The 25598-nt window shown below is 60.9% G+C and carries 27 protein-coding genes; 1 reads left to right on the top strand and 26 read right to left on the bottom strand.

Going from position 1 to position 25598, the window contains the following annotated elements:
• The 19 genes from pyrH to rpsP form a co-directional block, all read right to left on the bottom strand.
• Entirely contained in the window at window positions 1-723 is a 723-nt protein-coding gene (pyrH, locus tag SFLMC1_RS02100) for a UMP kinase (RefSeq protein ID WP_152073854.1), read from the bottom strand.
• 117 nt (window positions 724-840) lie between these two features.
• Window positions 841-1710 (bottom strand): translation elongation factor Ts, encoded by an 870-nt coding sequence (gene tsf / locus SFLMC1_RS02095; RefSeq protein ID WP_022094736.1) that lies wholly within the window; start codon window positions 1708-1710, stop codon window positions 841-843.
• A 45-nt stretch (window positions 1711-1755) separates the two neighbouring features.
• Window positions 1756-2484 carry a 30S ribosomal protein S2 gene (gene rpsB, locus SFLMC1_RS02090; RefSeq protein WP_006236109.1) on the bottom strand — a complete coding sequence of 243 codons (729 nt, stop codon included), beginning with the start codon at window positions 2482-2484 and terminating at the stop codon, window positions 1756-1758.
• A gap of 216 nt (window positions 2485-2700) precedes the next feature.
• Window positions 2701-3609, bottom strand: a complete 909-nt coding sequence (locus tag SFLMC1_RS02085) for a tyrosine recombinase (protein ID WP_315984661.1) — start codon at window positions 3607-3609, stop codon at window positions 2701-2703.
• An 8-nt stretch (window positions 3610-3617) separates the two neighbouring features.
• Window positions 3618-4955 (bottom strand): methylenetetrahydrofolate--tRNA-(uracil(54)-C(5))-methyltransferase (FADH(2)-oxidizing) TrmFO, encoded by a 1338-nt coding sequence (gene trmFO, locus SFLMC1_RS02080; RefSeq protein WP_152073856.1) that lies wholly within the window; start codon window positions 4953-4955, stop codon window positions 3618-3620.
• A gap of 14 nt (window positions 4956-4969) precedes the next feature.
• Window positions 4970-5902 carry a DNA-processing protein DprA gene (locus SFLMC1_RS02075; protein ID WP_152073857.1) on the bottom strand — a complete coding sequence of 311 codons (933 nt, stop codon included), beginning with the start codon at window positions 5900-5902 and terminating at the stop codon, window positions 4970-4972.
• Entirely contained in the window at window positions 5902-7425 is a 1524-nt protein-coding gene (locus tag SFLMC1_RS02070) for a YifB family Mg chelatase-like AAA ATPase (RefSeq protein WP_152073858.1), read from the bottom strand. The genes SFLMC1_RS02075 and SFLMC1_RS02070 overlap by 1 nt, the downstream gene beginning before the upstream one ends.
• Complete coding sequence (locus SFLMC1_RS02065; protein WP_152073859.1) at window positions 7425-7910, bottom strand: YraN family protein; 486 nt, start codon at window positions 7908-7910, stop codon at window positions 7425-7427. The genes SFLMC1_RS02070 and SFLMC1_RS02065 overlap by 1 nt, the downstream gene beginning before the upstream one ends.
• 189 nt (window positions 7911-8099) lie before the next feature.
• The gene (locus tag SFLMC1_RS02060) at window positions 8100-8888 is read right to left on the bottom strand and encodes a ribonuclease HII (protein ID WP_117583230.1); all 789 of its coding nucleotides are present in this window, start codon (window positions 8886-8888) and stop codon (window positions 8100-8102) included.
• A 93-nt stretch (window positions 8889-8981) separates the two neighbouring features.
• Window positions 8982-9323, bottom strand: coding sequence for a 50S ribosomal protein L19 (rplS, locus tag SFLMC1_RS02055; protein WP_117583231.1), 342 nt, complete (start codon window positions 9321-9323; stop codon window positions 8982-8984).
• Between the two features lie 209 nt (window positions 9324-9532).
• Window positions 9533-12283: a pyruvate, phosphate dikinase gene (ppdK, locus tag SFLMC1_RS02050; protein ID WP_152073860.1), complete on the bottom strand. Its 2751-nt coding sequence runs from the start codon at window positions 12281-12283 to the stop codon at window positions 9533-9535.
• 394 nt (window positions 12284-12677) lie between these two features.
• Window positions 12678-13553: a pyruvate, water dikinase regulatory protein gene (locus tag SFLMC1_RS02045; RefSeq protein WP_152073861.1), complete on the bottom strand. Its 876-nt coding sequence runs from the start codon at window positions 13551-13553 to the stop codon at window positions 12678-12680.
• A gap of 34 nt (window positions 13554-13587) precedes the next feature.
• On the bottom strand, window positions 13588-15684 hold the full coding sequence (gene glyS, locus SFLMC1_RS02040; protein WP_152073862.1) for a glycine--tRNA ligase subunit beta: 2097 nt from the start codon (window positions 15682-15684) through the stop codon (window positions 13588-13590).
• Window positions 15685-15687: 3 nt separating this feature from the next.
• Window positions 15688-16599: a glycine--tRNA ligase subunit alpha gene (locus SFLMC1_RS02035; protein WP_152073863.1), complete on the bottom strand. Its 912-nt coding sequence runs from the start codon at window positions 16597-16599 to the stop codon at window positions 15688-15690.
• A 59-nt stretch (window positions 16600-16658) separates the two neighbouring features.
• Window positions 16659-17222, bottom strand: a complete 564-nt coding sequence (gene lepB, locus SFLMC1_RS02030; protein WP_152073864.1) for a signal peptidase I — start codon at window positions 17220-17222, stop codon at window positions 16659-16661.
• A gap of 2 nt (window positions 17223-17224) precedes the next feature.
• On the bottom strand, window positions 17225-17983 hold the full coding sequence (gene trmD, locus SFLMC1_RS02025; protein ID WP_055250008.1) for a tRNA (guanosine(37)-N1)-methyltransferase TrmD: 759 nt from the start codon (window positions 17981-17983) through the stop codon (window positions 17225-17227).
• Window positions 17984-17993: 10 nt separating this feature from the next.
• Window positions 17994-18485 (bottom strand): ribosome maturation factor RimM, encoded by a 492-nt coding sequence (gene rimM / locus SFLMC1_RS02020; RefSeq protein WP_226814247.1) that lies wholly within the window; start codon window positions 18483-18485, stop codon window positions 17994-17996.
• A 34-nt stretch (window positions 18486-18519) separates the two neighbouring features.
• Window positions 18520-18765 carry a KH domain-containing protein gene (locus tag SFLMC1_RS02015; RefSeq protein WP_171021534.1) on the bottom strand — a complete coding sequence of 82 codons (246 nt, stop codon included), beginning with the start codon at window positions 18763-18765 and terminating at the stop codon, window positions 18520-18522.
• A 42-nt stretch (window positions 18766-18807) separates the two neighbouring features.
• Entirely contained in the window at window positions 18808-19149 is a 342-nt protein-coding gene (gene rpsP, locus SFLMC1_RS02010; protein WP_152073866.1) for a 30S ribosomal protein S16, read from the bottom strand.
• Between the two features lie 201 nt (window positions 19150-19350).
• Between rpsP and dinB the strand changes: the two genes are divergently transcribed.
• Window positions 19351-20607 carry a DNA polymerase IV gene (dinB, locus tag SFLMC1_RS02005; protein ID WP_152073867.1) on the top strand — a complete coding sequence of 419 codons (1257 nt, stop codon included), beginning with the start codon at window positions 19351-19353 and terminating at the stop codon, window positions 20605-20607.
• 89 nt (window positions 20608-20696) lie between these two features.
• On the opposite strand, the gene SFLMC1_RS02000 is transcribed toward dinB, so the two are convergent.
• From SFLMC1_RS02000 to rplU, 7 genes are all read right to left on the bottom strand, one after another.
• On the bottom strand, window positions 20697-21437 hold the full coding sequence (locus tag SFLMC1_RS02000) for a transposase (RefSeq protein WP_152073868.1): 741 nt from the start codon (window positions 21435-21437) through the stop codon (window positions 20697-20699).
• Window positions 21438-21574: 137 nt separating this feature from the next.
• Window positions 21575-22030 carry a ribosome silencing factor gene (gene rsfS / locus SFLMC1_RS01995; RefSeq protein ID WP_035138582.1) on the bottom strand — a complete coding sequence of 152 codons (456 nt, stop codon included), beginning with the start codon at window positions 22028-22030 and terminating at the stop codon, window positions 21575-21577.
• Between the two features lie 28 nt (window positions 22031-22058).
• Entirely contained in the window at window positions 22059-22592 is a 534-nt protein-coding gene (gene yqeK, locus SFLMC1_RS01990) for a bis(5'-nucleosyl)-tetraphosphatase (symmetrical) YqeK (protein WP_187323825.1), read from the bottom strand.
• An 87-nt stretch (window positions 22593-22679) separates the two neighbouring features.
• Window positions 22680-23357: a nicotinate-nucleotide adenylyltransferase gene (nadD, locus tag SFLMC1_RS01985; protein ID WP_152073870.1), complete on the bottom strand. Its 678-nt coding sequence runs from the start codon at window positions 23355-23357 to the stop codon at window positions 22680-22682.
• 3 nt (window positions 23358-23360) lie between these two features.
• The gene (gene obgE, locus SFLMC1_RS01980; RefSeq protein ID WP_187323817.1) at window positions 23361-24830 is read right to left on the bottom strand and encodes a GTPase ObgE; all 1470 of its coding nucleotides are present in this window, start codon (window positions 24828-24830) and stop codon (window positions 23361-23363) included.
• Between the two features lie 85 nt (window positions 24831-24915).
• A complete protein-coding gene (gene rpmA / locus SFLMC1_RS01975) occupies window positions 24916-25173 on the bottom strand; it encodes a 50S ribosomal protein L27 (protein WP_089573443.1) in 258 nt (85 codons plus the stop codon).
• A 33-nt stretch (window positions 25174-25206) separates the two neighbouring features.
• Window positions 25207-25581 (bottom strand): 50S ribosomal protein L21, encoded by a 375-nt coding sequence (rplU, locus tag SFLMC1_RS01970; protein ID WP_035138585.1) that lies wholly within the window; start codon window positions 25579-25581, stop codon window positions 25207-25209.
• Window positions 25582-25598 lie beyond the last annotated feature (17 nt).

The raw sequence follows: 25598 nt of genomic DNA, 5'->3' as shown, positions 1-25598 counted from the left end.
TTAATCCTCCTGATAGACGAGCGTGCCGACGGGCTCACCCGCGAGCGCGCGCTTGACGGTGTCCTCGCCATCGATGTTGAGGACCAAAATGGGCATACGGTTGTCCTGGCAAAGAGCCGTAGCCGTGGAATCCATAACCTGCAGGCCGCGAACGAGCACCTCGTGATAGGTGATCTTGTCAAATCGGACGGCGTCGGCGCACTTGACGGGATCCTTGTCGTAGATGCCATCAACCTTGGTGGCTTTAATCAGAATCTCGGCACCGATCTCGCAGGCGCGAAGGGACGCAGCGGTGTCAGTCGTAAAGTACGGATTACCCGATCCGGCGGCGAAGATAACGACGTTGCCCTTGGACAGATGGTTGATGGCACGGCGGCGAATATAGGGCTCGCAGATCTCGTTCATCTGGATAGCGCTCATCACGCGGCAGGGAACATCGTTGTGCTCGAAAGCATCCTGCAGGGCAAGCGCATTCATAACGGTAGCGAGCATGCCCATGTAATCGGCCTGGGCGCGCTCCATACCACCGGCAGCACCGGCCATGCCGCGGAAAATGTTGCCGCCGCCGACAACGACGCCGACCTCATGACCAAAGGCGAGCAGCTCCTTGACCTGCTTGGCAAGATGATCGGTAACCTTGGGGTCGATGCCGTAGTTGCCATCGCCCATCAGCGCTTCGCCGGAGAGCTTCAGAAGCACGCGTTTATATCGGATGTCGGACAAAGCGATCCTCCTTTAATTAGACTCACAACATAATATCAAAGGCTCAACGGGGAGCCATGAAAAAGCAGGCTGTGAGTAAAACCCACAGCCTGCTCATTACCAGCTACAAGAGCTTATTTACTCGCCACGGACCAGACGGTCAAAGGCAACGACGGTAATGGTGTCGCCGAGCTCCTTGGAGACCTGCTCAGCGTACTTCTTGATGGTGAGGGAGCTGTCCTTGATGAACTCCTGCTCGGTGAGCACGGACTGCTTGTAGAACTTCTCCAGACGGCCAACAGCCATCTTCTCCTGGATAGCCTCGGGCTTGCCAGACTCGGCAGCCTGAGCCATGTAGATCTGCTTCTCGTGCTCGACGGTCTCGGCCGGAACCTGATCGCGGGTAGCGCAGATCGGGGCGACGGCGGCAACCTGAAGGGCAACGTCATGAGCAAAGGTCTTGAAGGACTCAGCCTGAGCGGTCTCGGCCTTCTCGAAAGCGAACTCGACGAGAACGCCGATCTTACCACCCATGTGGATGTAAGAAGCGAGAGCGCCGTTCTCGGCCTTGCGGGCGGCGAAACGGGAGATCTTCATATTCTCGCCCATGATATGAATCATCTCGGTGAGCTCGGAGGAAACGGTCTCCTCGCCCATCGGCTTCTCGAGCAGAGCGTCGACGTCAGCGGGCTCGGTGGTAGCGACAACCTCAGCGACCTTGGAAGCAAAGCCGGTGAACTTGGCGTTGGAGCCGACGAAGTCGGTCTCGCAGGAGAGCTCGAGCAGAGCGCCGGTCTTGCCGTCCTCGGAGACGAACGCGGCGACAGCGCCCTCGTTGGTCTCACGGCCAGCCTTCTTGGCAGCCTTGGCGAGGCCGTTCTTGCGCAGGACGTCGACAGCGGCGTCCATGTCGCCGTCAGCCTCGACGAGAGCCTTCTTGCACTCCATCATCGGGGAGTCGGTCATCTCGCGGAGCTGCTTGACCATAGCGGCGGTAATCTGGGCCATTGTGGTTCCTTTCAAAGAGATGAAAAAGAATGAACTAAGACTGATTTACTCGGCCTTGGGCTCAGCGGCCATCTCGGCCTCGGAGACCTGCTCCTTGCCGGAGCCAGCGAGGCAGGCGTCAGCCATGAGCTCGCACATAAGGGTGACAGCGGAGATAGCGTCATCGTTGCAGGGGATGCCGTACTCGACCTCGTCGGGATCGGAGTTGGTGTCGATCAGGGCGACGACGGGGATGTTCAGGCGCTGAGCCTCCTTGATGGCGTTCTCCTCGCGCTTGGTGTCGATGACGAAGAGAGCCTGGGGCAGACCCTTCATGTCGCGGGCGCCACCGAGGTTGGTCTGAAGCTTGGTGAGCTCCTTACCGAGCACGGCCTGCTCCTTCTTGGGGAGCACTGCCATGCGGCCGTCCTCGACCATGGCCTCGAGCTCCTCCATGCGGTTGATGCGGGAGCGGATGGTGACGAAGTTAGTCAGCATGCCGCCGAGCCAACGCTGGTTGATGTAAGGCATGTTGGCGCGCTCAGCGGCGTTCTTAACGGCCTCCTGAGCCTGCTTCTTGGTGCCGACGAACAGCACGTTGCCACCCTTGGCGACGTTCTTGACGAAGGTGTAGGCCTGGTCGGCGTCGAGGATGGTCTGCTTGAGGTCGAGGATGTAGATGCCGTTGCGCTCACCGAAGATGAACGGCTTCATCTTGGGGTTCCAGCGACGGGTCTGGTGACCGAAGTGGCAGCCGGCCTCGAGCAGGGTGCGGATATTAATCTTGGTAGCCATGTTAAACCTCCTGTGGTTTGCCTCCGCGCGGGGTCATCCTCCAAAACCAACCCGGACATGTGCTACCAAAGCCCGGGCACCACGGTATGAAGTAGCCGCGCGTGCGTGATAAAAACATGTTGCCGTGAAGCAACCCGATGAATGATAGCAGGATTACCTCTTCCTGCCAACCCGCAATCAAAACCACACACCTAAGCGCAATGCGAGCCGCCCAGCTTACTCGCCCCGGGGATGGGCCTGGGCCACGGCGCGCTTAAGCCGGTCGGGCGTGAGATGCGTGTAGATCTGCGTCGTGGACAGGCTCGCATGTCCCAGCAGCTCTTGAACCGAACGCAGGTCCGCGCCGCCCTCAAGCAGATCGGTCGCAAACGTATGACGCATCGCATGCGGCGCGATGTCGGCCGGAATGCCGGCGAGCGTCGCCAACATATGGAACCGTCGCCTGAGCATGGCGGCACTCATGCGGTTGCCGCGCACAGATATCAACAGCGGATGGGGACCGTTTACGGCATCGCGACGCTTTGCCTGCGCAAGCAGCGCCGGTCTCCCCTCCTCGACATAGGTGCGCGTCGCCTCGAGTGCGCGACGATACAGAGGAACGATACGCTCCTTGCTCCCCTTGCCCCATAGCCGCAGCGTGCGCTCGGACCATGAGATGGATTCAACATTGAGCGCCGCAAGCTCTGAGATGCGCGCGCCGGATGCATAAAGAAGCTCGAGCATCGTCGCATCGCGCAATCCAGCGGGCGTTGCGGTGTCGGGGGCTTGGAGCAGTGCCTCGACCTGCTGGGTCGTCAGCACACCAGGCAGGTCGCGCGGCAGCTTGGGCGAGGAAATCGCCGAGACCGCATCACCCTCCACGATTCCCTCGGCAGCCATCCAACGATAGAGCGACCGAATAGCCGACAAATGTGCCGCAAGGGTGCGAGGCGCCACCTGCTCGCGCGAAAGCTCGGCCAAATACGCGCGGACGGTACGCACGTCGGCTATACGCGCATCGACACCCGTACGCTCGCACCAGGCAGCAAAGCGCTCCAACCGCGATCCATAGGCAGTCACCGTATTGGAAGAGAGCCCCTCGACACGGGCGATGTAGGCGATAAACGAGTCGACGGTATCGTACAGGTCAAAGGCTATGACCGGTCGCCTCCAAACAAGTCGGAACGCGTGGCCAAGTAGGCATCGAGAGCCTCGAGGGCGCGATCCGCATAAGCCTGGTAGCGGTCGCGTTTACTGCGACGCTTGCCGTCCTCGAGCGGCGGCACCAGGCCAAAATTGACATGCATGGGCTGGTAGCCCACGGTTGCCGGATCGGTCGCATAGCCCACGAGCGCACCCAAGGCGCCCACGCGAGGCAGTTCGACGGGAGCGACCTCGATAGCCTCGGCATAGGTATTGAGCGCGGCGAGCAGACCCGTCGCCACGGCCTCCATGTACCCCTCGGTGCCGGTGATCTGACCGGCGAGGCGCACGCCCGTGCCAGGCACGGCAAAGGAGCCGTCAAGAACGTGCGGCGCATCGACAAAGGTATTGCGGTGCATGACGCCATAACGGAAGAACTCGGCATTCTCCAAACCGGGAACCATATGGAAGACACGCTTTTGCTCGCCAAAGGTCAGATTAGTCTGGAAGCCCACCAGGTTATAGGCGGTTTTCTCCTTGTTCTCGGCTCGAAGCTGAATCGCCGCCCAAGGGCGACGTCCGGTTCGCGGGTCGGTGAGGCCGACGGGCTTCATGGCGCCAAAGCGAATAGCGTCCTTGCCGGTGCGGGCGACCTCCTCGGCGGGCTGACAGGCCTGGAAGAGGTCGCCGCCCTCAAAATCCTTGAGCACCACGCGGTCGGCGGTCGTGAGTGCCCCGATAAAGGCCTCGTACTCCTCCTTGTTGAGCGGAGCGTTGAGATAGTCGCCGCTCCCCTGCTCCTCGTAGCGCGACTGCGAGAACAGCACGTCCATATCGAGTGTGGAGGCATCGACGATTGGCGCGGCAGCGTCAAAGAACGCCAAGGCGTCGCCACCGACGAGCTTCATGACCTCTTCGCTCAATGCCGGTGAACACAGCGGGCCCGCGGCAATGACCACGTGGCCCTCGGGAATCTGCGTGACCTCGCCGTGCACGACCTCGATATTGGGTCGGGCGGCAACCTCGGCCTCGACAAGCTCGGAAAACGTAACGCGGTCGACCGCCAGGGCACCGCCAGCGGGAACGGCCGCACGATGGGCGCAATCGAGCAGCACCGAACCCATGCGCTCGAGCTCGGCCTTTAGCAGGCCAGCAGCGGAATCCGGACGGGTTGACTTAAACGAATTTGAGCAGACGAGCTCGGCCAAGTGATCGGTATGGTGGGCCGGAGAGCTCACCTGGGGGCGCATCTCGCACAGCTTTACGGCAAACCCGCGATCTGCCAGCTGGATCGCACATTCCGAACCCGCCAGACCGCCGCCGATAACCGTCACCTGATCGAACTGCATCTGCAAACACCTTTCTAATTGACACGCTTTCCATTGTGACCGAAGGGCGTCTGGGCGTGAAGCGCAAACTTTGAGGGCGCATACCTTCCATCCATCATGCGCTCGATAAGGCCCTCGAGCTCGAGCGAGCCCAAGAGCTTGAGCACGCCGACAGCATCAAGCGAGATGAGCGCGGCAATGTCGTCAACCTTGAGCGGCGAGGCGATAAGCGCGTGCATCACGGTCTGCTGCGTGGGGTCCAGATCGGCAATGCCGGGTGCATCGGGACGCGAGTAGCGCAGCGTGCCGTAGATGCGCGAGATGGCCATCTCGATTGATTCCTCGTCGATGATGCAGCAGGCACCATTCGCAATGAGGTAATTCGTGCCACGCGACTCGGGCGATAGGATGGAGCCCGGCACTGCAAGGAGCTCTCGACCCAAGTCCATAGCGGCTTCCGCCGTGGAGAACGTACCCGAGGGCATGCCCGCCTCGGAAACAAAGAGTGCCTGCGACAAGGCGGCAATAACGCGATTGCGCCGCGGAAAGGCGAACTTACGCGGTCCCATACCCCACGGCGAAATCGAAACGACCGCGCCGCCCGTATAGAGTGTGCGCGTGATGAGGCCGGCGCTCGAGCGCGGATAGACAACATCGGCGCCGGTCCCCAGTACCACGACGTGTTTGCCCCCGGCGTTGACCGCAGCCCAACCCGACGCCTGGTCGCAGCCGACCGCACCGCCCGAGACCACCGTCACTCCCGCCTCAACCGCCACCTTGGCCGCAAGTTCTGCCACGGCGAGACCATACGGCGATGCCTTGCGTGCACCGATGATGGAGAGCGCAGGCGTCGATAACACGGCGGGGTCGCCACGCACATAGAGGGTCCGGGGCACATCCGGGAGCTCCAAGACGGTCTTGGGATACAGCGCATCACCGGGATGCAACTGATAAGTCTCCTCGCCCATTATTGGTCCCTCCTTCCCTGGTACATCGCCGCCTCGAGCACGTGATCCTGCATCACCCGTTCGCTTTCGGCAACATCGGCGATCGTGCGCGCGATGCGTACCAAGCGCACGATGCCGCGACCCGTGAGATGCGTGCGCTTCGACAGGCCGAGCACGCATTTCTCGGCGGCCTCATCAAGCCCAAAGGTCGAGACGACGCCGTCAATGGACCGCGACTCGTCTTCCTCGGCCTCGGTGTCCGCATCGTCCATACGGGATTCACGCCAGGCGCGAAAGGCGCGCCCCCGCACGACGTAATCGCGCAGTTCAGCCGATGACATACCCTCCGCGCCCTCAATGATCACCTGAGGATCGGGGCGGGTCACGTCGATCATCATGTCGATACGATCAGCCAAAGGACCGCGCAACTTGCCCCGGTAGCGCTCGACCATCGACGCGGAACAGCGACACGGCACTTCGCGGTCGCCCAAAAACCCGCAGGGGCAGGGATTGCTCGCGGCTAGCAGCTGAAAGCGCGACGGGAACGTAAAGGCCCCGTCAACGCGAACGATCCTCACGTACCCACGCTCGATGGGCTGACGCAGCGTCTGCAGCACGCCGGTGGGAAACTCGGCGAGCTCGTCCAAAAAGAGCACGCCGCCATGAGCCAGGCTAATTTCGCCCGGATGCACCGGACGTCCGCCGCCGATGAGTCCCGCGGTCGAAATGCTGTGATGCGGACTGCGGAAGGGCCGATGCCCTGCAAGCAGGCCATCGATGTTCTCGCCCAAGACCGAATGGATGCACAGCGCCTCTTGCTGATCCTCGAGAGAAAGCTCGGGCAGAATGCCCGTCATGCGCCGCGCGAGCATGGTCTTGCCCGAACCGGGCGAGCCGATCATGAGCAGGCCGAGCTCGCCGGCGGCCGCAAGCGCCATGCCGCGCTTGGCGACCTCCTGCCCCAGCACGTCGGCATAATCGAGCGCGGGCTCAAAGGTCACCTCGAGCACTTCAGAATCCAGGTAATGTCGCGCGGCATCCCCCATGCCATGGGCAAGCTGAGATAGATGGTCGATAAACCCGCAGTCAACGCCCGCAAGCGGGACATGCTGATCGGACCTGCCGGCGATAAAGGAAAGCCCCATATCGCGCGCCAACAGCTGGAACGCCACCTCGCCCTTGACGGGCAGCACGGTGCCGTCCAGACCAAGCTCACCTGCGATAAGGCAGCGATCGAGGTTGTCACGGGGAATCTGCTCATCGGCCGCCAGAACCGCGATGGCAATCGGCAGGTCAAAACCGCTGCCAGTTTTACGGATATCGCCGGGTGCCAGGTTGACGGTAATGCCAGACCGAGGGATCTCGAAGCCGGCCGAGCGCATGGCGCATCGGATACGCCCGCGCGACTCCATCACCTCCATACTCGGAATGCCGAGCATCTGGATACCCGGAACGCCACCGGCAAGCGAGACCTCGACGGTGACGGGAATTGCCTCGACGCCGCGGATGCAGGCCGCGTGTACGGCAAACGTCTCGAACGCCATCACGACACCTGCCAATCGAACGCATTGTACTGGTGCTCGATCTCGGCGATATGCCCGCCGCGGATGGTGACGCCCACGGCGTCGAAGCGAATCGACCTGAGCGGATAGTGATCCATGAGATAGCAGCTTGCGATACGCCGATACCGACGCTGCTTTTGGGCGTCCACGGCCTCCTCGGGAAAGACCCGCGTGGTGCAATCCAGGGCGACGCGCCTCGTCTTGACCTCGGCCATCACCACGACATCATCGAGCTCATCGAGCAGCACAAGATCGGCTTCGCCCTCAATGCAACGATAGCCCTGCTCCAACAAGGTGTATCCACGCTCGTTAAAGTAATCGATGGTGATCAGCTCGCCCAGCATGCCGAGCTCGCGGGGACTGAGCCCCTTGATAAACTCGGGCGTCATCGCCCCGCAGTCGAGCTCGCCGTCTTCCCAGCGCTCCTTGAGTTGCTGCGTCTTGCTCTTTTTGCTTGCGGCACACATGGGGTCTCCTTTCCCGCACGCTGCATTGGCCCGATGATGAGGGCACCTTTCATGCGGGTAAGTACCGGAAACAAACCAAAAGCTGACCAAATGCCGACAAAAAACGGGCCGCACGCAACAATCACGTTGCACACGGCCCGCTACCAGCAGGTTTAAAAAACGCCAGAGATCCCTGTCTCCACAATTGACCTAGAAAAGGCGCTCAGTCTGCAGAAAGTTTCCGCAAAAGCTCACACGATGCAGCGGACAAAGTCCATGTTTGCGAATCGCCTCGATGTGCTCGGGGCTTGCGTAGCCCTTCGATTCGGCCAAATGATACTCGGGGTACTCGGCGTCGTACTCGACCATCATCTCGTCACGCGTGACCTTGGCCATGATGGACGCCGCGGCGATGCAGGCGATTTTGGCATCGCCCTTCACCACGTCGCGCTCGTTGGGAACGGCGCCCAAGGGGTTACCGTCCATAAGCACGCAATCGGGCTCGAGCCCCGTATCGGCCACGGCACCCGCGACGGCAGCGCGGATGGCACGGGCCATGCCCATATCATCGATATCCGCAGGCGCGATATGGCAAAAACCAATCGCCGTCGCGACCTCGGCAATCTTCACCGAGAGCAGCTCGCGGCGCGCCGGCGTGAGCTTTTTGGAATCGTTGATGCCCCAGACGCGCGGCTCCATGGGAAGGCACACGGCGCACACCGTCAAAGGACCGGCCACCGAACCGCGGCCCACCTCGTCGACACCCACGACCACGCCATCCCCGCCGAGCTCGTGCATCAGCTCGTACATACCGTTGACGCGCTCGCGCTCGGCAAGTTCTTTGGCATGGCGCTTAAGAGCACGCTCGCAAGCCTTGATCACTTGCTGGCGCGGATCCTCACGATAATGCTCCACGAGGGCGGGGATCTCCTCAAACGTGGCGCTCGCCAGCTCGCCGGCAACCTGCGATGCCGAAACCGAGCTCGTCATGTTGGCCATATCGGGGCCTCCTTGCATGCAAATCAGATAAAAAGAAGGGCCACCCGAAGGTGACCCTTTTGTCCAAGCGAGTGGACAGACGCTGCGATCTTCCTAGCGCTTCTCGGGGATGCGAGCAGCCTTGCCCACCTTGTCGCGGAGGTAGTACAGCTTGGCGCGACGGACGCGACCATGACGGACGACCTCGAGCTTGGCGATCTTGGGGCTGTGAAGCGGGAAGGTACGCTCAACACCGACACCGAAGGAAATCTTGCGGACGGTGAAGGTCTCACGGGCACCGGCGCCGGCCATGCGGATGACGTCACCCTGGAAAACCTGGATGCGCTCGCGGTCGCCTTCCTTAATGCGGTAGTGAACCTTGACGTTGTCGGCAACGCGGACCTGCGGGATGTCCTCGCGGATCTGCTGACGCTCGATTGCGCGGATGTAATCCATGTGCAATTCCTTACTCTTCTAGAGGTGCCGTACCACCTTGGCCGGCACGTAGTTGAACAAACGTATTCGAGTATACACGCGCTGGTTTCTGCCGCAAGAACAATTTTGAACGCAGAAAAAAAGACAAAACCCGCGCATGATAACCGCCCGCCTCACGAACGAGACGAGTGGCATGAGGGGGCCTACGCTAGGCGCCTAAACTCAAAACGTTAGGCGTTACGCTTGGCCTCGAGCTTGGCCTGAGCGGCAGCCAGACGCGCCAGGGGCACGCGGTAAGGCGAGCAGGACACATAGTCCACATCGGCCACGTTAAACAGGGCCTTGATGGACTTGGGGTCGCCGCCGTGCTCGCCGCACACGCCAAAGTGCATGCCAGGGTTGGTGGCGCGACCCTTCTCGACGGCCATGCGCACGAGCTCCAGCACCGCCGTGTCAATGGTCTCGAAGGGGTTGTCCTTCAAGATCTTCTTATGCATGTACAGCGGGATGAACTTGGCCTCGGCGTCGTCACGCGAGAAACCGAAAGTCGTCTGGGTGAGGTCGTTGGTGCCAAAGCAGAAGAAGTCGGCGTGCTGCGCGATCTCGTCGGCGACCATGCAGGCGCGCGGCAGCTCGAGCATCGTGCCCACGGGAATGTTGAGCTCGACACCTTCCTCGGAGGAAACCTCGGCAATCACGCGCTCGATGACCTCGCGGGTCTGAACGTGCTCGGCCGTAATGGAAACGAGCGGAACCATAATCTCGGGACGCGGGTCGACGCCTTCCTTGATAAGGCGAGCGGCAGCCGTTGCCACGGCACGAACCTGCATGAGCGGCAGGTCACCGAAGACGACGGACAGGCGCACGCCGCGCAGGCCGAGCATCGGGTTGGACTCGACCATGCCGTCGATACGACGCAGGCGGGCACGCAGGCCGGCGAGCTCTTCCTCGCTGGCGCCGGCGGCTTCCTTCTTGGTGATGGCGACCTCAAGCTCGCGAGGATCATCAAGGAACTCGTGCAGCGGCGGATCGAGCAGGCGAACGACCACATCGCGACCGGACATGGTCTTGAACATCGCCAAGAAGTCCTCGGTCTGAACCTTGAGCAGATCGGCCAGGGCCTGCTGTTTCACGGTCTCATCGTCAGAAAGGATAAAGCTCTGGATGATGTTCTTACGATCGCCCAGGAACATGTGCTCGGTGCGGCACAGGCCGATGGCCTCGGCGCCAAACTCGAGCGCAAGCTCGGCATCCTCGGGGTTGTCGGCGTTGACGCGCACATGGTTGGCGTGACCGGCGGTCTCGTCCAAGCGAATCTCGTCGGCCCAAGACAGGATGGTGTCCAGGTCGCCGGTGAGCTCAGCGGAGACCAAATCGACAGCGCCATCAACGACGATGCCTTGGGTTCCGTCGATGGAGATGATGTCGCCCTCGTGCAGCACGTGATCGCTGCCCTCGATACGCACGACCTTCTCGGCCACGTCGATATGGAAACGCTCGACACCGCAGACGCAGGGGGTGCCCATGCCACGGGCGATAACGGCGGCATGGCTCGTCTTACCACCGTGGCTCGTCAAGATACCCTCGGCGGCGACCATACCCTTCAGGTCGTCGGGGTTGGTCTCCCAGCGGACCAGAATGACCTTATGGCCCTCGGCAGAACGCGCGACGGCGTCGTCACTCGAGAACACGACCTCGCCCACGGCGGCACCGGGGCTGGCATTAAGGCCGCGTGCGAGCGCCTCGTACTTCTTGGAGGAGTCGAACTGCGGGTGCAGGAGCTGGTCGAGCTGCGCGGGGTCAATGCGGCTCACGGCCTCCTCGCGGGTGATCAGACCCTCTTCGACCATTTCGATGGCGATGCGCAGGGCGGCGGTTGCGGTACGCTTGCCCACGCGGGTCTGGAGCATCCAGAGCTTGCCCTGCTCGATAGTGAACTCGATATCGCACATATCGCGGTAATGATCCTCGAGCGTCAGGAACACACGCTCGAGCTCCTCACCTGAGGACTCGAGGCCCGGGGTGGTCTTGAGGTCGGCGATGGGCTCGGTGTTGCGGATGCCGGCGACAACATCCTCGCCCTGGGCGTTGACCAGAAAGTCACCGTAGAACTCCTTAGTCCCGTCGGCCGGATTACGCGTAAAGGCGACGCCGGTCGCCGAGGTCTCGCCCTTATTGCCAAAGGCCATAGCCTGGACGTTGACGGCGGTGCCAAGGTCATCGGAAATGCCGTGCTGTCTGCGGTAGATGCAGGCGCGCTCATTCATCCAACTGCCAAAGACGGCCTGGATAGCGAGGCGCAGCTGGAGCTCCGGATCGTGTGGGAAGACGGGCTTGCCGTCCGCGACCTCGAGCTCGGGGTACAGGGCGGCCTCGACGTTGTCGGAGAAAATGCCCTTGAACGTCTCGACGAGCTCCTGCAGGTCCTCGGCCGATAGCTCGGAGTCGACGCGAACGCCGGCGACCAGGCGGGCCTGGGTCAGGGCATTCTCAAACAGGTCGGCGTCAACACCCATGACGACGTTGGAGAACATCTGGATAAAGCGACGATAGCTGTCCCAGGCAAAGCGCGGGTTCTGCGTCTGGGCGATAAGGCCCTGGACGGAATCGTCGTTGAGGCCCAGGTTGAGGACCGTGTCCATCATGCCGGGCATGGAAAACGGAGCACCCGAGCGCACCGAGACGAGCAGCGGGTCACGGGCGTCGCCAAGCTTCTTGCCGCAGCGGGCCTCGAGGTCGACCTCGGCGGCAACGATTTCGTCGAGCGCGCCCTCCGGCCACACGTTGCCGGCGCCAGAGTACTCAACGCAGGTCTGGCAGGTAATGGTAAAACCACCGGGAACCGGCAGGCCGATACGGCTCATCTCGGCAAGGTTCGCGCCTTTGCCGCCAAGCACGAAGTTCATGGACTTGTCGCCCTCGGTGACACAAGTGCCCTGGTCATCGGTTCCAAAACGGTAAACCCTCTTGCAATCGCTCACGATACTTCCCCTTCCATGCGCTCTCGCGCACGACCGTGGTAACGAATCGACCCGCCGGATGCGGGCCGTGAGGGAACTATACGGCGGGACTAAGGCAAGCTTGAGCAGAGGATGGGCGGTTTGGTAAACGTGCTAAAACTGGCGGTAAACGGTAGGTAAAGGTGGTTACCTTATGAAGATACCACTATATTATAATTGCAGGTCAAACCGATAAAAACTGCTAAATCGCTTTACCATTATCATGTATTATTATCAAGCAGTCTCTTTGGGTAGCTAATTTGGGACGGGGCTATTTTAGCTACCCCAGATGATTTTTCTGGGACGGGGATTAAAAAATCATCATGTACCGGATGATTTTTTAATCCCCGTCCCAGAAAAATCATCCCAGAAAGGACTACTGCTGTTGAGCGCGGCAGGCGGCACGGCGGGCCCTTGCTTCTTGGATCTCTTCGAGGTGGGCGATGATCTCGGCAGCGCTCTCCTCAATTGCCTTACCGTCGGTGCGCACCACAAAGCAGCCCAAGCGCTTCATGAGGGTACGCGCCTCAGCAAGCTCGTTGCGTACGCTCTCGGGCTCGGCATACGAGCCGGCAACGGCACGGGCGTAATCATCGCCTAGGCGGCTATCACGAATCTCGGAGATTACGTCGACCGTCGAAATCAGGCCGAACAGGCGCATCGGGTCGACCTCATAGATCGATTTGGGAGGCTCCATACCGTGGGCCAGCGGAACGTTGGCGACCTTATAGCCCTGATAGGCCAGATACATCGACAGCGGTGTCTTGGAAGTGCGAGAAACACCCAGCAGCACGATATCGGCACCAGACAGGTCATCGCAGCCGCGCCCGTCATCGTGCTCCACAAAGTACTCCATGGCCTCGATGCGGTGGAAATACCTGTCATCAGTCTTATGGATCACACCCGCCACTCCTTTTGGCGGCACGCCAATAAGCGACGACAGCACCGCGAGCGACGGGCCGATCAGGTCGACCGAGCGAATGTGCAGCATGCCCAAGTAGTCGAGCACGCGAGCACGAAGTGCCGGGTCGACGATGGTATGGAACACGGCGATATCGCGATGGTCGGCATCGATTCGCGGGCCCACAAACGACTTGACCTGCTCCATCGAGCTCACCTTAGGCAGACGTAAAACGTGAAAAGCCCCTTCATCAAATTGCCCGGACGCCGCAAGCACCACCTCACAAGCGGTATCACCGAGCGAGTCGGAGATAACGATAACGGTGGGACAAGCGGTGACCGGGCAATCCATGCGGGGCTCCTTTTGCGCTTATGCGCAGGCTAGCTTACTTTTTGCGGGCAAGCTCACCGATGTTGGCGATGCCGGAGAAAACGGCCTCGAAGCGGTTGAGCAGCTTAAGGCGATTATCGCGGAGCTGCTCGTCCTTGTCCATGACCATAACCTCGTCGAAGAAGCGGTCGATGGGCGCGCGAAGGGCGGCCAGAGCGGCAAATGCAGCCGGGTAATCCTCGGCGGCGAGAGCGACATCGACGGCGGTCTGAGCAGCCTCGGAGGCGTCGGCAAGCGCAAGCTCGACCTCGCCCATCAGGGCGCGGTCGTACTCCGCGCCCAGCTCGGGCTTGGAAATATGCGCGGCACGGGCGTAGGCGGTCGCCAGGTTGTCGAAGGTCTCGGCGTCATTCTTGCGGGCCTCGTCGAGGGCGGCGCAGCGGGCGAAGAAGACCGACGGGGCAATAATGTGCACCGCGGAGACGGCAGCGACGGTATCGGCCGGGATCTTCTCGTCGCGGGCCATGCTCACCAGGCGGCCATGGAAGAAGTCACGGACCTGTTGGGCGACCTCGGCGGCGTCGAACTCAATGCCCTGCTCACTGTAGAGCTCGAGCGCAAAGTCGATGAGCGACGTGGGGTCGATCGGCAGACGGTCGCGCAGGATGTTGATGATGCCGATGGCGGCACGACGCAGCGCGTACGGGTCGGAAGAGCCGGTCGGGGGCTCGCCGATGGCAAAGATGCCGGCAATGGTATCGAGCTTGTCGGCGCAGGCCACGATGCAGCCAGCGGTGCCCTCGGGCAGCTCGTCGCCGGCAAAGCGGGGACGATAGTGATCGCGGATAGCGTGGGCGACCTCGTCGTTCTCCCCCATCGCGCAGGCGTAGTAACCGCCCATCACGCCCTGCTGGCTCGTGAACTCGACGACGGCGTTGGACACCAGGTCGGCCTTGCACAGGTGAGCGGCGCGAGCAGCGTCGGCGGCAAGATGGGCACCCAGGTGAGCCTCGCGGGCAATAGCGAGCGCGAGCTGCTCAATACGCTCGGACTTGGCGAGCACGCTACCGAGCTTCTCCTGAAAGGCGACCTTGGCCAGGCGCTCACGGAACTCGTCAAGGGAGATCTTCAGATCCTCCTCGTAGAAGAACTTGGCGTCGTCCAGGCGGGCGCGCACGACGCGCTCGTTGCCGTCGATCACGCGCTCGGCATTCTCGGGCTTGCTGTTGGAAACGACCACGAACTCACGCGTCAGCTTGCCCTCGCCGTCATAAATCGGGAAGTAGCGCTGGTTGGTGAGCATAGACTCGCAGATGATCTCGTGCGGGACCTTGAGGAACTCCTCGTCGAAGGTACCGATGAGCACCGTCGGCCACTCGCAGAGGTTGATGACCTCCTCAAAGACCTTCTTGGGCGTATCGACGTGGCAGCCAGGACGGGCAGCCTCGACCTCGGCGATGCCGGCAAGGATGGCCTCGCGACGGCGCTCGGCGGAGAGCACGCCGGCATCCTCGAGCACCTGCTCGTAGACGTCGGGGCTGGCGACCACATGGTCACCGGGGCCCAGGACGCGATGACCACGCGTGGTGTTGCCGCTCGTCACGTCGGCAAACGACACGGGTACAACGTCCTCGCCCAAAAGGCAGCAGATCCAGCGGACCGGACGCACGAACGTGGCGTGCTCGTGGCCCCAGCGCTGGCTGCGGTAGTTGGGCCACTGCAGGCCGGCGATGGTCTTCTCGCACAGGGCCGTCAGGATCGGGGTGGCCGGAGCGGAAGGAATGTTCTTCTCGGTGAACACATACTCGCGACCGTCGGTGTCCTCGCGACGAACCAGGTCCTCGGCAGCCACACCGCACTTGCGGGCGAAGCCCTGGGCGGCCTTGGTGGCATTACCGTCAGCGTCAAAGGCGATGTTGGCCGCGGGGCCGCGCTTGACCTCGTGAACCTCATCGGTCGCGGTGGCGACGTCGGCAACGAGCGCAGCCAGGCGACGCGGGCTCGAGATCACGCGGACCTCGCCGTGGGCCAGACCGGCCTCGTCGAGACCCTTGGCGATCATGGTGCCAAGCTGCTTGACGGCATTGTTCAGCGGTGCAGAGGGCATTTCCTCCGTACCGATCTCAAACAGGAAATCCTTAGCGTCTGCCATGGCTTACGCCACCTCGCCTTCCTGATCGGCATTCTCGTTGATTCCGGCGACCTCGGCCATATAGGCCTCGCAGCACGCCTTGGCGACGGCGCGGACGCGCAGGATGTAGTTGGCGCGCTCGACTGCGGACAGCGCCCCGCGGGCATCGAGCAGGTTGAAGGCATGGCTGCACTTCATGACGCAGTCATATGCCGGCAGCGGCAGCTTGCGCTCCAGGCAGGAGTGGCACTCGGCCTCGTAGTCGTCAAACTTCTGACGCATCATCTCGACGTTGGCGACCTCAAAGTTGTAAGCGCTGAACTCGCGCTCATTCTCCAGGAACACGTCGCCATAGGTCATGGGCGTGCCGTCAGGCAGGTAGCTCCACACCAGATCGTAGACGGAGTTGACGCCCTGCGCATACATGGCGATGCGCTCCAGGCCATAGGTGATCTCGACGGGCACGGGGTCGACCTCGATACCGCCCACCTGCTGGAAGTACGTAAACTGCGTGACCTCCATGCCGTTGAGCCAGACCTCCCAGCCAAGACCCCAGGCGCCGAGCGTCGGGCTCTCCCAGTCGTCCTCGACAAAGCGGACGTCATGGTCGTTGGGGTCCAGACCGATAGCGGCAAGAGACCCCAGGTAGAGCTCCTGGGCGTTGATCGGCGAGGGCTTGATGAGCACCTGGAACTGATAATAGTGCTGCATGCGGTTGGGGTTCTCGCCGTAACGTCCGTCGGCGGGACGGCGACAGGGCTGTGCATAGCAGGTGCGCCACTCGGCGGGACCGAGCGAGCGCAGCGTGGTCGCGGTATGGAAGGTACCGGCACCGACCTCGGAGTCATAGGGCTGCATAATGACGCAGCCCCGCTCGCCCCAGTACTGCTGGAGGCGCAGGATGATGTCTTGGAAGGAAAGCGATGAAGCGTTCATGCCTCTAATATCCCCTCGTCGAAACGATTACACGGTTAGGTACTGTACTATAGCGGTTTTTAGTCGATCGCGCCGATACGGTTGAGCGGCCAGTAGCGCACAAGCGCCACGGCGATCAAATCAGAGCGATCAACGGGACCAAAGTAGCGCGAGTCAGCAGAGTTTTCGCGGTTGTCGCCCATCACCCACACGCACCCGTCGGGAACGGTGTAGGGATAGCTTACCTGAGCGCCGGGAGCCTGGACCGAAAGCGGCCAGCTCATACCGGTCGTATAGTCCTCATCGAGCGCCCGGCCATCGACGACGACCTTGCCATCCCGCAGGTCGACCGTCTGGCCGGCCGTAGCGATGACGCGCTTTACCAGCACGTCATGCTCGGATGTGGCATCGGGGTTGTGGAACACCACGATATCGCCCTGCTTGACGGGCTGCCCGAGCTCGAGGCTGACCTTTTGCGCCAGGATCTGGTCGCCGATTTCGATCGTGGACTCCATGGAACCGGTAGGCACCACAAAGGGCTCGATCACAAACGAGCGAATCAAGAAGGTGGCAACCAGTGCAATCGCGACGACCACGATCCACTCAAAGGCGCCCCTCAGGGCAGAATGCTGCGATGGAACCATTCTCACTCCTCGCTCTGCGAATAGGAAGCGTCCAGAATCTCCTGCGCGTACGCACGCTCCTGGGGCGTAAGGCGCGCCGTCTCGATCAGATCGGGACGCCAGCGACAGGTGCGCTCGATGGCATTCTTGCGACGCCAGGCATCGACCTTGGCGTGGTCGCCGCTTACGAGCACGGGCGGCACGCCCTCGCCATTGAACTCGGCGGGGCGGGTATACTGCGCGTACTCGAGCAGGCCACCGTCCTCGGCAGTCGAGAAGGACTCGTCCACGTTGCTCATCTCGTCGCCCAAGGCTCCGGGAATCAGACGTACGACGGCGTCGGCCACGACCATGGCGGGAAGCTCGCCGCCCGTAAGCACGTAGTCGCCGATCGACAGACGCTCATCGGCATACGCATATGCGCGCTCGTCGACGCCCTCGTAACGGCTGCACACAAACAGCAGGCGCTCGCTTTTGAGCAGGCGCTCGGCCACATGCTGCGTAAAGGGCTCCCCGCAGGGGGTGAAGAACACCACGGTGGGCTTGGGACCCTCGGAGCTGATGGCCTCGATGGCCTCGGCAATGGGCTCGACCTTCATGAGCATGCCCTGCCCGCCGCCATACGGCTCGTCATCGACGGTGCGATGGCGGTCGTGCGTCCAGTCGCGCAGGTTATACGCCTTAAAATCAAAAAGGCCGGCCTTGCGGGCGCGGCCCAAAATCGACGTGGACATGACGGGCTCAAACATCTCGGGAAAGACCGAAAGGGTCTCAATCAGCATGCTTTCCTCCCTACTTGTCCATATCGATCAAGCCGTCCATCACGTGGACGGAAATTGCTCCTGTGTCGGGAAGATCGAGCACAACCTGCTCGATCACGGGAATCAGCACCTCGCCGTACCGATCACCCTCGACAACCCAAACATCGTTGGCGGGCGTCGACATGATCTCAACGATCGTGCCGAGCGAACCAAAGCGCTCGTCGACCACCTCGCGACCCATGAGGTCGGCATAGACGGCGTCGAGCGAATCGAGCTCGAAGTCGTCACGATTGGCCAGCACATAGCATCCGGTGATGCCCTCAGCGGCCGTCAAGTCATCTATGCCCTCAAACGAGACCAGATCGCCATCGCCCGTATCGGTAACGGACACGACCGTGCAAAAACGGTCGCGCTTGAGCGCCGGCGGCGTCAAGGCGACACGCATACCCGGCTCCAATACAGAAGGAAGCCCCCGCAGCGGCTGCGCGAGGACCTCCCCCTTCCTTCCGTGCGGCTTGACCACACGGGCGATGTTTTTGTACTGGGACCTCAAGGTCCTAGCCTAGAACCTCTACCTCGACAGCGGTGTCGAGGCGAGCGGCCAGCGCACGGGCGAGCGTGCGAATGGCCTTGATGGTACGGCCACGACGGCCGATGACCTTAGCGACGTCATCCTCGGCAACCGAAACCTCAATCGTGGAGGCGTCGTCACCATCGATGACCTCAAGGCTCACGGAATCCGGGTCGTCGACGATCTGAACAACGAGATATTCGACGAGATCGGCGATGCGATCTGAGAGCATTGCCTCACCCTCGAGCTGTGCAGCGTCAACCTCAGGCACGATTTACTCCTCGGCGCCCTCAGCGGCCTCAGCGGCAGCCTTAGCGGCCTCGGCCTCTTTGGCGAGCTGCTTCTTGGACTTCTTGACGACGGTCTCGGTCTTCTCGCCCTCGTTGGCGGCCTTGACCAGAGCGGCGACGGCGTCGGTGAGCTGAGCGCCCTTGGACTGCCAGTCAGTAATCTTCTCCAGGTCGAGGTTGATGGTCTTGGGGGCGGTCATCGGGTTGTAGCGGCCAACCTCCTCGATGATACGACCGTCACGCGGGGCGCGGGAATCGGCGACGACGACACGGTAGTACGGACGCTTCTTAGCGCCGTGACGAGCAAGGCGAATCTTGACTGCCAAAGGAAACTCCTCCAACCAAGCAGCTTTAGGCTGCAACTACAAACAAACAGTTGAACATAATACGCCATCGACGCGGGCAGGTGAAGTCCGTGAGACCAACTTCTTCGGTGGAGTCGAGGGCAAATCCATATCTTAGACAAGAATTCGCCATTTGCAAGCACATCCACGCACCCCACATGAGCTGCGCGGTATACTCATGACATGGAAAGACGCGAACATACATACGGTTATGAGGATGCTGCGGGCGTCACGCCGCCGCCCTGGACGGGTCCGGCGGTGGGCCTGATGGACCTCGATGCATTTTTTGCGAGCGTGGAGATGCTCGATCATCCCGAATGGCGCGGCAAGCCGCTCATCGTGGGTGGCGATGCCGATTCCCGCGGCGTTGTGTCCACGTGTTCGTACGAGGCACGTCGCTTTGGCGTGCATTCTGCCATGGCCTCGGCCGAGGCGCGGCGCCTGTGCCCGCAGGCCATTTGGACGCACGGACACTTTGATCGCTACCGTGAGGTGAGCGCGCAGGTCATGGCGATTCTTGCCGATGAGACACCACGCGTAGAGCGTGTGTCGATTGATGAGGCCTTTATCGATATTACGCCGGGCCGCTTTGCGCCCGAGGATCCGCTGCTGGTAGCGCGGCGTATCAGTGATCGCGTGGCGGCGCTGGGGGTGACGTGCTCCATCGGCATTGGGTGCAACAAGACCGTGGCCAAGATCGCAAGCGAACGCGACAAGCCGTTTGGCCTGACCATTGTGCGCCCCGGTACGGAACAGCGGTTTTTGGCTGCGCTGCCCGTGTCCGCCATGAGCGGAATCGGGCGTTCGGCCGAGGAGCGGCTGCGTCGCATGCGCATCTACACCCTCGGCGAGCTATCACGTGCGCCAGAGTCCACCCTGGCTGCAATCTTTGGCGTGAATGGCGAGTACATGCGTCAACGTGCTTTGGGACTCGAAGTATCCGAGGTCACCAGCCTGGATGAGGAGCGTGAAGTTAAATCGGTGAGCAATGAGCGCACCTTTGCGAAGGATTTAACCGACCGTGGTGACATTGAGGCGGCGATCGCGCTGCTCGGCGAGTCGGTTGGGCGCCGCCTGCGCCGTCAGGGGCTGGCAGGCGGAACCGTAACGCTCAAGCTCAAGTATTCGTATGGCAGCGGACGCACGGCACAGCGCCGCTTGCCCCACCCCACCGACGACGAGAATATCTTTGTGGCCGTAGCGCTCGAGCTGCTCGACCATATCTGGCAAGAAGGCATGCACGTGCGTCTGGCGGGTATCGGCATGAGCGACTTCAACCACCAAGGCGGTATCCAAACCGACCTGTTCTGCGAAATCGACGACCGCGGAGCCCAATCCAGCGACCGCCGCGACCTCTCCGTCGCCATCGACGCCGTCCGAGACAAATTCGGCGACACCGCCCTATCCTTCGGCCGCCAATCCCGCTTCTCCTCCCAATGATTTTTCTGGGACGGGGATGAAAAAATCATTCTGGCGCTATCGGTGCTTTTGATTATTTTGGGACGGGGATGAAATAATCATTTCAAGCCTCATTTCGCCCTCTGAATAATATTTGTCCCGATTCCCGTAATACGCGAAATCTGGGCAATCGTAAAGCCTCGATGTTTCAGCATTGCCAACAGACGATTCCGTTCTTGCTTCGGCAACGTCTTGAGCTGGTAGGGCTCAAGTGGAGCCAATAGAGCCTGTGCGACTTCCAAAGCATCCATATCGGAAACGTGTTTGCCTTCAGGCAAGTAATACGAATTGGGCTTACCGTCTGTACTTGTAAGGTAAAACGCCTCCGAACCACCAAATAGTTCGACAATATCACTGCAATCGCAGATTTCAGGCGTACCGAAATACTCGTGGAAGCTACTCCACCTATACATAGGTGCAGAAGATATGCCTGCCTTCGCAGGATTGTCGTGAATGTAACGAACGCAACGGAGCAGCTGCTCATCATCGGAAATAACAACGCTCTTAAAACGCTCTTGAAAAACTGGCCCACGCCTGCCTGTCTTCACATTGAATCGCATAGCATACACTGTATCTATGGCGTGCATCGCAATACTCATTTGGTTATCGGGGTCATCAAATAGCAGATGCACATGATTGTCCATCAAACACCAAGCAAGCAACCGTATGTGGTCGGATGTAAAACGCTGACTCATCAGATTGAGGAAATAGTAGCGGTCATCATCGTCCTCAAAGATCAGCTGGTCAGCACACCCTTTGACCATAACATGATAATGACCGAGTTCGGATAACACACGGGCAACGCGAGTCATCGAAGCTCTCCCTTCCGAGTTTGCAATAGCTACAGCATACAAAAGGAGGGAAAAGAAAAAACCGAACCGCCCAACAAAGATGAGCGGTTCGGTGAACGGTAGGAATGATTTTTTTATCCCCGTCCCAGAAAAATCATTTAGAGGAGGTTGAGGGGGAGCTGGGGGGCATCGCCCCAGAGCTTCTCGAGACGGTAGAAGTCGCGGGCCTCGGGGGTGAAGACGTGGACGACGACCGAGCCGTAGTCCATGAGCATCCAAGTCTTCTGCTCGCGGCCCTCGATGGAGAACGGGTGCTCACCACAAGCCTCGGCGACCTTCTCCTCGATCTCGTCGACGATAGAATCGACCTGACGGTTATTGGTACCGGTGGCGAGCACAAAGTAGTCGCACACGTCGGAGAGCTCGGTCAGATCGAGCACTTGCACGTCCTCGCCCTTCTTGTCGTAGGCGGCCTGCGCGGCGGCGCGGGCGACATCCTCGGCGGCGACACCGCTCGCGGACAGCGAGGCGGCGGTGCGGTCGGACGTGGCAACGAAGCTCTTGTGCTCCACACCTTCAAGAATCTGCTCGTCGGTCATGGTCTCGTCGGCCATGGAATACCTCTTTCTAGACACACCCGAGCTAGCGCAGCTGGGCGTAATGGTTGTAAATCGTAATAGCCGTGGGATAAAGATAGCGTCCGGACTGGATCACATAGACCAGACCCTGCGCAAAACAGGAGAAGAACAACTCGTCGAGCGTCGACTCCCCCACCATCTTGCGCAGCGCATGGGCATAATCACCATGGCGGTTGGGCTCGATGGCATCGGCCACAAAGACCACCATATCGAGCGGCGTCATGTCGCAGGCGCCCACGGTGTGACGGTCGACAGCCTGGAAAACGGCCGGCGATAGCTCGGGAAATAGCTGCGGAAGCTCATAGGCGGCAACCGGGCCATGCAAAAGTGGCGTCGCGGCGGAAGGAGAGCCGGCAACCTTGATGCCGTAGTGCAACGCGCGAGCCACGAGCTCGTCATCGGAGAGTACCTTATCCCAGTCGTGAATCAGACCGGCGGCAGCGGCATTAAAGCGGTCAACGCCGTAGACCTCGGCCAGATGAAGTGCGGTCTCGGCAACACCCAGCGAATGCACATAACGCTTGCGCTTATCCTTCATACGCACATCGAGCAGCTCTTGAATGCGCTTGAGCAGCGCGCGCTCATCGCCCTCAAACTGATCCTCTACCGACAACGTAGACCCCCATCACTCAAAATCTTCTTGGCACAAATCAGCATATAGCCTGCGTTTGCGAATATAGCCGAGCACGGACTCGCTCGTAAGATAGCGCACGCTCATGCCGCGGGCAACTCGCTTACGAATGTTGGTCGAGCTAATCGCCAGCGCCGGAATCTGGATATACCGCACGTCGAACGGCAGGCCCGACTCTTTGATGCGCGCGCGAGCAGTATCGATATCAAAGCCCGGTCGCGTCGCCGCAATAAACGTGGCAAGCTCGGCGATTCGGTCGGCTTCATGCCAGGTCACAATATCGATAATCGCGTCGGCGCCCGTAATAAAATAGAGCTTTACCTGAGGCGGGTAAAAGTCGCGAAGGGCATGAAGCGTATCGGCCGTATAGGTCACGCCCGGACGGTCGATCTCGAAGCGGCTCGCCAAAAAAGCCGGATTCGCAGCGGTGGCGAGGACCGTCATGGCATAACGGTCCTCGGCAGGTGTCACCGGTTTGTCGAGCTTAAAGGCGGGAGAGCCAGCCGGCATAAAGAGCACGGCGTCCAAGTCGAGCGACTCGCGCGCCTGCTCGGCGGTAACCAAATGCCCGTAATGAATCGGGTCGAAGGTGCCGCCCATAATGCCAAGCCGAAACTCCTGACCATCCTTGATAGGCAGCTCAGGCAGACCAATTCCACCGCGCAGCGACATGACTTACTCGCCCTCCGAGGTCTCGACATCGTCCGCGACTTCTGCCGCGTCGACGACCTCGACACCCTCGTCAGCAGCATCGGTTACGTCAAAAACCTCAACGGCAACGTCCTCGCCTGCGTCCTCAAGCTCCTCCTCGAACTCCGAGAAGTCCTCGGCGCCCTCAAAGTCAAAGGCGCGCTGGCAAATGCGGACCTCGTCGCCCGCACGGCAGCCGGCCTTTTCGAGCGCATCGTCAACACCCATGCGCGCAAACTTATGCTGCAGGTAGATGACGGCTTCCTCGTTTTCCCAGTCGGTCTGGATAACCATGCGCTCGATGGCGCGACCGACCACGCGGAAGGCATGGGGCTCTTCCTGAACAATGCGGAAACGCTTCTCACGCTGCAGGCGACGGCGCTCCCACTCATCGTCGCGCAGATCGACCGGCTCATCACAGACGGCCAACTCGGCGCGGAGCTTGGCCACCTGCTCGCCCACGGCAAGCATCAGCGTGTTGAGGCCGGCGCCCGTCACAGCAGACACGGCAAAGAACATATGCCCATCGTCGAGCGCAGCGCGTTTGAGGTCGGCAATCTTATCAGCCGTGCCCGGCGCGTCGCATTTGTTGGCAACGACGATCTGCGGACGCTCCGAAAGCTCGGCGCCATACTGCTCGAGCTCACGGTTGATAATGCGATAATCCTCGACCGGATCGCGATCCTCAAAACCGCCCGTCATATCGACGACATGCATGATGAGTGCCGTGCGCTCGATGTGTCGCAGGAACTGATGGCCCAGGCCACGGCCCTCGCTCGCACCCTCGATAAGGCCGGGGACGTCGGCAACGACATAGGAGTATTCGCCGGCACGCACCATACCCAGGTTGGGCACGAGCGTGGTAAACGGATAGTCGGCGATCTTGGGTCGGGCGGCACTCATGCGCGCGATAAGCGAGGACTTACCCACCGAGGGGAAACCCACGAGCGCGGCATCGGCCATGAGCTTCATCTCGAGCTCAATCCAGTGCTCCTCGGCCGGCTCGCCCAGCTGGGCGAACGCGGGCGCGCGGCGCACCGACGTCACAAAGTGCGTATTGCCCAGACCGCCGGCGCCGCCGGGTGCTACGACGACGCGCTCGCCGTCGTGAACCAAGTCGGCAATCTCGAACATCGGGGTCTGCGTCTCGGGATCGAGCTCGCGCACCACGGTACCCATGGGAACCTTCAGGATCAGGTCCTCGCCGCTCTTGCCGTTGCGGCGGGCGCCCTGACCGTGCGTTCCGCGCTCGGCACGAAAGTGATGCTTAAAGCGGTAATCGATCAGCGAAGACAGCTGGGCATCGGCCTGGATGACGACATTGCCGCCACGACCGCCATCGCCGCCATCGGGGCCACCCTTGGGGACAAACGCCTCGCGCCTAAACGACATGCATCCGGCACCGCCGTCGCCGCCGCACACGTTAATGCGGCTGATATCGGTGAACTGTGACAACAGAATCGCCTCCTACAAAAAAGAGGGAGACCCTTGAATCCTAAAACTCAAGTGCCTCCCACATATGTGCTCTATGAAGGGTGAATTACGCGTTCGCGAGCGGGCGTACGCTGACCCTGTGCTTGATACCCTTGTGGAACTCAACGGTACCGTCGACCAGCGCGAACAGCGTGTCGTCCTTGCCACGGCCAACGTTCTCACCCGGGTGGATGTGCGTGCCGTGCTGACGGACGAGAATCGTGCCCGTGGTTACCGTCTGGCCGGCGAAGCGCTTCGTGCCAAGGCGCTGACCGCGGGAGTCACGGCCATTACGGGAGGAACCGAGTCCTTTTTTGTGTGCCATTGTGTATACCTACTCTTTCGTTACGAGTGTAATCTACTCGGCGACGGGAGCCTCGGCAACAGCCTCAGCCTCTGCCTTGACAGCCTTCTTGGCGCGGGAGGTAGCCTGAACCTTCACGATCTTCAGCTTGGTGAGCTGCTGACGGTGACCCTTCAGACGACGATAGCGCTTACGCTTGTGGAACTTGAAGACCAGCTGCTTCTCGCCCTTGAACTGCTCAACGATCTGAGCGGTAACCTTGGCCTTGGCCAGCTTGTCGGGATCGGTGACGATCTTCTTACCATCGTTGAGGAAGATGACCGGCAGGGTGACCTTGTCGCCCTCATTGCCCTCGATCTTCTCGACGGTGATGACATCGTCGGTGGCGACCTTGTACTGCTTGCCGCCCGTGTTAACGATTGCGTACATGTTTACTTGCCCTTCAT

Source organism: Collinsella aerofaciens, from assembly GCF_901212495.1.
GTDB classification, from domain to species: domain Bacteria; phylum Actinomycetota; class Coriobacteriia; order Coriobacteriales; family Coriobacteriaceae; genus Collinsella; species Collinsella aerofaciens_H.
This window is presented reverse-complemented; position numbering and strand designations above follow the sequence as displayed.

What these genes read in the sequence shown, in the direction of transcription:
- tsf (WP_022094736.1), bottom strand. Translation starts at nt 1,710, where the DNA reads ATGGCCCAGATTACCGCCGCTATGGTCAAGCAGCTCCGCGAGATGACC.
- rpsB (WP_006236109.1), bottom strand. Translation starts at nt 2,484, where the DNA reads ATGGCTACCAAGATTAATATCCGCACCCTGCTCGAGGCCGGCTGCCAC.
- trmFO (WP_152073856.1), bottom strand. Translation starts at nt 4,955, where the DNA reads ATGCAGTTCGATCAGGTGACGGTTATCGGCGGCGGTCTGGCGGGTTCG.
- SFLMC1_RS02075 (WP_152073857.1), bottom strand. Translation starts at nt 5,902, where the DNA reads ATGGGCGAGGAGACTTATCAGTTGCATCCCGGTGATGCGCTGTATCCC.
- SFLMC1_RS02070 (WP_152073858.1), bottom strand. Translation starts at nt 7,425, where the DNA reads ATGGCGTTCGAGACGTTTGCCGTACACGCGGCCTGCATCCGCGGCGTC.
- SFLMC1_RS02065 (WP_152073859.1), bottom strand. Translation starts at nt 7,910, where the DNA reads ATGTGTGCCGCAAGCAAAAAGAGCAAGACGCAGCAACTCAAGGAGCGC.
- SFLMC1_RS02060 (WP_117583230.1), bottom strand. Translation starts at nt 8,888, where the DNA reads ATGGCCAACATGACGAGCTCGGTTTCGGCATCGCAGGTTGCCGGCGAG.
- rplS (WP_117583231.1), bottom strand. Translation starts at nt 9,323, where the DNA reads ATGGATTACATCCGCGCAATCGAGCGTCAGCAGATCCGCGAGGACATC.
- SFLMC1_RS02045 (WP_152073861.1), bottom strand. Translation starts at nt 13,553, where the DNA reads ATGGATTGCCCGGTCACCGCTTGTCCCACCGTTATCGTTATCTCCGAC.
- glyS (WP_152073862.1), bottom strand. Translation starts at nt 15,684, where the DNA reads ATGGCAGACGCTAAGGATTTCCTGTTTGAGATCGGTACGGAGGAAATG.
- SFLMC1_RS02035 (WP_152073863.1), bottom strand. Translation starts at nt 16,599, where the DNA reads ATGAACGCTTCATCGCTTTCCTTCCAAGACATCATCCTGCGCCTCCAG.
- lepB (WP_152073864.1), bottom strand. Translation starts at nt 17,222, where the DNA reads ATGGTTCCATCGCAGCATTCTGCCCTGAGGGGCGCCTTTGAGTGGATC.
- trmD (WP_055250008.1), bottom strand. Translation starts at nt 17,983, where the DNA reads ATGCTGATTGAGACCCTTTCGGTCTTTCCCGAGATGTTTGAGCCCGTC.
- SFLMC1_RS02015 (WP_171021534.1), bottom strand. Translation starts at nt 18,765, where the DNA reads ATGCTCTCAGATCGCATCGCCGATCTCGTCGAATATCTCGTTGTTCAG.
- dinB (WP_152073867.1), top strand. Translation starts at nt 19,351, where the DNA reads ATGGAAAGACGCGAACATACATACGGTTATGAGGATGCTGCGGGCGTC.
- SFLMC1_RS02000 (WP_152073868.1), bottom strand. Translation starts at nt 21,437, where the DNA reads ATGACTCGCGTTGCCCGTGTGTTATCCGAACTCGGTCATTATCATGTT.
- rsfS (WP_035138582.1), bottom strand. Translation starts at nt 22,030, where the DNA reads ATGGCCGACGAGACCATGACCGACGAGCAGATTCTTGAAGGTGTGGAG.
- yqeK (WP_187323825.1), bottom strand. Translation starts at nt 22,592, where the DNA reads ATGAAGGATAAGCGCAAGCGTTATGTGCATTCGCTGGGTGTTGCCGAG.
- nadD (WP_152073870.1), bottom strand. Translation starts at nt 23,357, where the DNA reads ATGTCGCTGCGCGGTGGAATTGGTCTGCCTGAGCTGCCTATCAAGGAT.
- rpmA (WP_089573443.1), bottom strand. Translation starts at nt 25,173, where the DNA reads ATGGCACACAAAAAAGGACTCGGTTCCTCCCGTAATGGCCGTGACTCC.
- rplU (WP_035138585.1), bottom strand. Translation starts at nt 25,581, where the DNA reads ATGTACGCAATCGTTAACACGGGCGGCAAGCAGTACAAGGTCGCCACC.